Source organism: Aliidongia sp. (genome assembly GCF_035943795.1).
In the GTDB taxonomy this organism is placed as follows: Bacteria; Pseudomonadota; Alphaproteobacteria; order ATCC43930; family CGMCC-115725; genus Aliidongia.
The window spans coordinates 1-2,616 of sequence record NZ_DASZBY010000029.1; the positions used below are offsets into that span (position 1 = coordinate 1).

General features: G+C 65.6%; 2 protein-coding genes. Both read left to right on the forward strand.

Translation table 11 applies throughout. The annotated features are described in order from the left end of the window. The first annotated feature begins 104 nt into the window (after positions 1–104). Positions 105–1,679: a sigma 54-interacting transcriptional regulator gene (locus VGV37_RS04305; RefSeq protein WP_326878389.1), complete on the forward strand. Its 1,575-nt coding sequence runs from the start codon at positions 105–107 to the stop codon at positions 1,677–1,679. Next, the gene (locus VGV37_RS04310) at positions 1,676–2,479 is read left to right on the forward strand and encodes a response regulator (RefSeq protein WP_326878388.1); all 804 of its coding nucleotides are present in this window, start codon (positions 1,676–1,678) and stop codon (positions 2,477–2,479) included. Before VGV37_RS04305 ends, VGV37_RS04310 begins: the two co-directional genes overlap by 4 nt. The last annotated feature ends 137 nt before the right edge of the window (positions 2,480–2,616 follow it).

The following is a 2,616-nucleotide window of genomic DNA, read 5'->3' on the forward strand; positions in this document are numbered from 1 at the left end:
GGCAGCACACCATGCAAAATGACAAATGACGGCAGGCCCGCTATCATCGACAACAACCGAACATGGTAGAATGAAGACCGGATGAGCATGCGGGGAGACGTTCGATAGGCCGCCATCCGCTACTATTAGTCGAGGACAACCCTACGATCGCGCGGGTGTACCTCGAATATCTACGGCGGGGGCCGTATGAAACGCTGCATTGCGAGACCGGTGGTGCGGCGCTGGCGGCATTGGGCGAGCGATCCTTTGCCGCCGTCCTGCTCGACATCGAGCTGCCGGACATCTCGGGCATGGAAATCCTGAAATGGATCACACAGCGCCGGCTCAATACCGCGGTGGTCGTCATCACCGCCCATGGCTCGATCAACGTCGCGGTCGAGGCGATGCGCGAAGGCGCTTCCGATTTCCTGGTGAAGCCGTTCGCGCCCGAGCGGCTGTTCGTGACGCTCGACAATGCGCTGGAGCGGGCGAACCTGCGCCGCATCGTCGATACGCTCGACACGCCCGACGACGACGACCGGTTTTGCGGCTTCGTCGGCACGTCGCTCGCCATGCGCGGCGTCTATCGCATCATCGATATCGCGGCCCAGTCCAAGGCGCCCGTCTTCATCACCGGCGAGAGCGGGACCGGCAAGGAACTGGCCGCCGAGGCCGTTCACCGGCGCAGCCCGCGCCGGGACAAGCCGTTCATCGCGCTCAACTGTGCCGCCTTTCCCAAGGATCTGATCGAAAGCGAGATCTTCGGCCACGTGAAGGGCGCGTTCACCGGCGCCGTCGCCGAGCGCGAGGGTGCCGGCAGCCGGGCCAACGGCGGGACCCTGTTCTTCGACGAGATCTGCGAGATGGATATCGGGCTGCAGGCGAAGCTGCTGCGCTTCATCCAGACCGGTACCTTCCAGAAGGTGGGCGGCACCCAGACCGAGAAGGTCGACGTCCGTTTCGTCTCCGCAACCAACCGCGACCCCTTGAAGGCGGTCGAGGCGGGCCGGTTCCGCGAGGATCTGTATTACCGGCTCTACGTCATGCCGCTGGCCTTGCCCGCAATGCGCGAGCGGGAGGATGACGTGCTGCTGATCGCGCGCCGTTTCCTCGCCGAATATTCCCAGGAAGAGGGCCGCTCCTTCCAGCGGTTCGCGCCGGAGACCGAGCAGATCCTGCTGAATTACGCCTGGCCCGGTAACGTGCGGCAATTGCAGAATGTCATGCGCCAGATCGTGCTGATGAACGATGGCGATACGGTGCTGCCGAACATGTTGCCGCCCCCCTTGGCACAGGGCCGCACCAGCGGATCGCCGGACTTTGCCGCGGCCCCGGTGCCGCACGGCAACGGCCTCGACCTCGCCGAGACGGCGACGCCTCTCTCGTTTTCCCTTGCGGAGCTGAAACGGGACCTGATCGAACTCGCGATGGCAGCCACCGACGGCAATGTGCTGCAGGCAGCCGCCCGGCTCGAAATCAGCCCCTCCACGCTCTATCGCCAGCGGGAGCAGTATCGGCCGCAAGAACGGCCCGGCAGTCGCCTTCGCGAGTTGAAGCCGCTGGCGCAGGCCGAGAGCGAGATGATCGATGCCGCCCTCGCCGCTGCGGATGGCAACATCTCGCGCGCGGCTGCCGCGCTGGGCGTCAACCCCTCGACGCTCTATCGCAAGATGCAGTCGAAGCCCGCGGGTTCGCCATGAGCGCCGATCCGGCAACGAATGCGGCGGTCGATGGCGCGGAGCGGACGCTGCCGCGCTTCATCCGGGGCGGCCGGGTGCTCGTCGTCGAGGATAATCCGACCAACCAGATCATCGTCGTCATCATGCTGCAGAAGCTGGGCTTGATCGTCGACAAGGCCGCCAACGGCATCGAGGCGGTCGCTGCGGTCATCGCCAACCTCTACGATCTGGTGCTGATGGATATGCAGATGCCGGAGATGGACGGGCTGGAATCGACCCGGCACATCCGGCAGTTGGCGGGGCCCCACGGCCAAGTCCCGATCATCGGCGTGACGGCGAACGCCTTTCGCCAGGACCACGTCCGCTGTCTCGAGGCCGGCATGCAGGCCGTCGTGACCAAGCCGTTCCGCTGGGCCGACCTCGCCGCCGTCATGGCCGCCCATCTGCCGATCGAAGACGACGGCTGCAGCGGCGAGCCCCGGATCGCCGATGCTGCCGCCTGGCATCGGTTGATCCATGACGTGGGCATGGATGCGGCCCGGGCCATCACCGCGGTGTTCCTGACCGATACCGCATCACGCCTCGCGCGCATCGCGGACCATCTTGCCGGCGGCGACGTCAAGGCCATCGGGCGCGAGGCCCATGCCTTGAAGAGCTCGGTCGACCTGCTGGGCTTCGAACAGATGACCCGGGCTGTCATCACGCTGGAAGCCCTGGGTCGGGAATCGGCCGACATCCCGACGGTGGGCGAGCAGATCCGGGGGCTGACCGAGGCCTTCCGCGCGGTCGAAGCGATCTGCGACGCACGCCTGGGGCCCTAGAGCGTGTTCGTTTTAAATTGAAGCGTAACCTGAGTTGGCGAGATAGGCAGCGCACTCGGATGGCGAGAAACAGTCGAGCAGCTTGCCGATGCGCTGCCAAGTAGCTTGGATGGTCCGCTCGCCGGCCTTGCGCAGCA

What these genes read in the sequence shown, in the direction of transcription:
- VGV37_RS04310 (WP_326878388.1), top strand. Translation starts at nt 1,676, where the DNA reads ATGAGCGCCGATCCGGCAACGAATGCGGCGGTCGATGGCGCGGAGCGG.